Raw genomic sequence first — 3,031 nt, forward strand, 5'->3', positions numbered from 1 at the left:
ATATCCACTAAACCAGCATGAAATAAGGCATTTGGCAAAAGAAGATAAGTTGGAACCTGTGGAACAACAGCTCTAATACCTAGCTCAGGCGGAACATCAAGCGGTATAGAGAGATTAGACGAAGGTTCCAAAGCATCAGAGGACTGAGAAGGCTTTGGTTCAACAGACGCAGAAGGAAGAACAACAGAATCTGTAGAAGAAGGAGCGTCAGACATAAACGACGTAGAAAGTGGATCGGGGGGAGAAAATGGAGGATCAACAGGATCAGGGGATGTAGAAGAAGGAGCATCAGACATAAACGACGTAGAAAGTGGATCGGGGGGAGAAGGTGGAGGATCAACAAGAGCAGAGAACGTAGAAGAAGGAGAGTCAGATGTCAACGACGTAGAAAGTGGATCGGGAGGAGAAGATGGAGGATCAACAGGATCAGAGGATGTAGAAGAAGGAGCGTCAGACATAAACGACGTAGAAAATGGATCGGGAGGGAGAGGATCGACAGGATCAGAGGACGTAAAAGAAGGAGGGTCAGACACAAACGAAGTAGAAAGTGGATCGGGAGGGGGAGGATCGACAGGAGCAGAGGATGTAAAAGAAGGAGGGCCAGACACAAACGAAGTAGAAAGTGGATCGGGAGGGGGAGGATCGACAGGAGCAGAGGATGTAAAAGAAGGAGGGTCAGATGTCAACGATGTGGAAAGTGGATCGGAAGGGGGAGGATCGACAGAATCAGAGGACGTAGAAGAAGGAGGGTCAGACATAAACGACGTAGAAAGTGGATCGGGAGGGGGAGGATCGACAGGAGCAGAGGACGTAGAAGAAGGAGAGTCAGATATCAACGACGTAGAAAGTGAATTGGGGGGAGAAGATGGAGGATTAACAGGATGAGATAATGAAGAAGGTTTACCAAATGGACCATTATAAGAACCTATTCTAGAAGAAATATAAACCCCTTCGAGTCGGAAATCCCAAAATTCCCCCTCACCTTCCACTAATCTTTGCGTAGCATCTGCTTCTCCAAAGGGCGAACCTGGACCATAACCACGAATACGATATTGATAAGGAAAACCTTTCACCGTAGTATAATCATCATAACCATTGGCGAGTCGAAAAGAACCTGCCTGCGCTGTTCCAGCAACTTGAATGAGTGAAATGCTTTGATCTTTTCCCTCATAGACTTCTTTACTTGCATATTTTGGAAAATTTTGCACATGAACGAATGTCGTTCCAGAAACATCCCCATAGATCAATATGCGATCCGTCTTTTGGGGATTAAACAAACCCTCATCATTCAAAAATGCATTCAACCTAATCTGAGCGTTTCCTTCGGCACTGTAGACTTTTTTATCTTTTGATGCGAGAATTTTATCTCCTGCACCTATATCTGCTTTTTTTCCAATGCGTAGCGTTTGATAACCACTGTCTTCATCAAAGATCAATGTGCTATTGGAAAGACTTAGAGAAGAAAGCGATGAAACAGATTCCTGTAAACCGTTGTATTTACTTTTAGTAAGATACCATTTTGAATAACGAATTAACTCTAAATCAATAACCGATCTACCCTCAACACGCGTACCTCCTGTAAGAGAGGAAGCGTTTGCTTTCACCAATAGAGAAGCATTATTTTTAGCTTTTAGCAACAAATCACCAGAGATTTTTGTTTCATCCGATAATTCAAGAGTGCCTTTTACTTCATAGTCTTTATTCCCCTTCGCATAAATCGCAATCCCGTCTGGAACTGTCATATTTGTCTCTGATAAATAAACAAATGCCCTCCCCGTGATAACTTTTTTGGTTTCTAAAATTTTTTCATCATCTCGTTGCCTCAACATTTTAGCAAGTTCTTCTGGAGCTAAAACATTAAAGCACAGTCCATATACTCCCTCACCCTGAACAGAAATATTGTTTTTTTCTATCTTAATATTTGTATTCTTAAAGCCATCTGGTGAAATATATTTTTGAATTAACTTACCATTATCATTTACATAACCTGAAAAGTTTTTCATCAAGAATGCATGCATATGGTTCAGCTGAATAAAATTGTTTTTCAAATGAACGTCACCACCTTGAAAAACCTCAAAAGCTTCTGGCAATACCCCCATAGCTCCATCACCATCTGTTAAAGTTTCCTCCCTCCTTCCTTGCCCCGTAATCCCCATAGTATCAAGAATATAATGCCCCCCAAATCGAGTTGAAAATGAGCCAATCTGGTTAAAATTAACGGTACCGTCTGTCATTTTAACCATTGCATCAAAACCACTCATAATACCGATCCCTTTTACATTCAAATTATCTGGCTCAATATTGATATTCACACTCACTAAAGCAATATCCGTTCCTCTCCCCCATGCATAAATAGCATGTGAAGTCCCCTTAATTTCCCCTACTGTCATGCTAATAACGGCATTTTGAGCACGAAGAGCAGGTATATTCTTAAAATCTGAAGCTATTAAATTAATTTTTCCACCATTTCTTACATACGCCCCATACGCAGATATTTTATCTGGATCATCGCCAAAAACTGTTATCTGAGAGGCATTAACAATAGTGCCTGCTTTTTCTACATATATAGCTGCAATAGGTGCAATATGAGCAGACGTCTCTTGAGAACTTTTTAAGTAATAGATTTTATCTGCGAGAAAGTGTGTTTTTCTATCATCGCATTTATAAAATGCCCCTCCTGCATCACTTGAAGATCCTGCAGCATTAACATACGTAACCTGCAAAAAATAAAGAATAGCTGTTGTAACGTTGCATAAAAATACATATTTATGAAATACATAAATCATAACTCTTGCCGCCTCCTATTCCCCTACTTCTATTCATTGAAGAATAATATCTATATTAAGCTAATAAATTTCTCAAAATACAATAAATATAAAATGAAATATTTAATTTAATACTTAATACAATACTATATACTTATATATAAGTTACTATATAGTTTATGTATCGCTAAAAAAGGTGGCGCAATCCAGCAGAGAAACTCGTTCCAGAAAAACCAATTTTCTTAAATCTATGCTGATAAGTGACA

1 protein-coding gene is annotated in these 3,031 nt (G+C 39.5%); it reads right to left on the reverse strand.

Translation table 11 applies throughout. The annotated features are described in order from the left end of the window. Positions 1–2,786: autotransporter outer membrane beta-barrel domain-containing protein (locus ACFINY_RS09520; RefSeq protein ID WP_375701050.1), on the reverse strand; the 2,786-nt coding region annotated here is incomplete at its 3' end. Between the last annotated feature and the right edge of the window lie 245 nt (positions 2,787–3,031).

This window comes from Bartonella sp. AA23NXGY (assembly GCF_042197165.1).
Lineage (GTDB): Bacteria > Pseudomonadota > Alphaproteobacteria > Rhizobiales > Rhizobiaceae > Bartonella.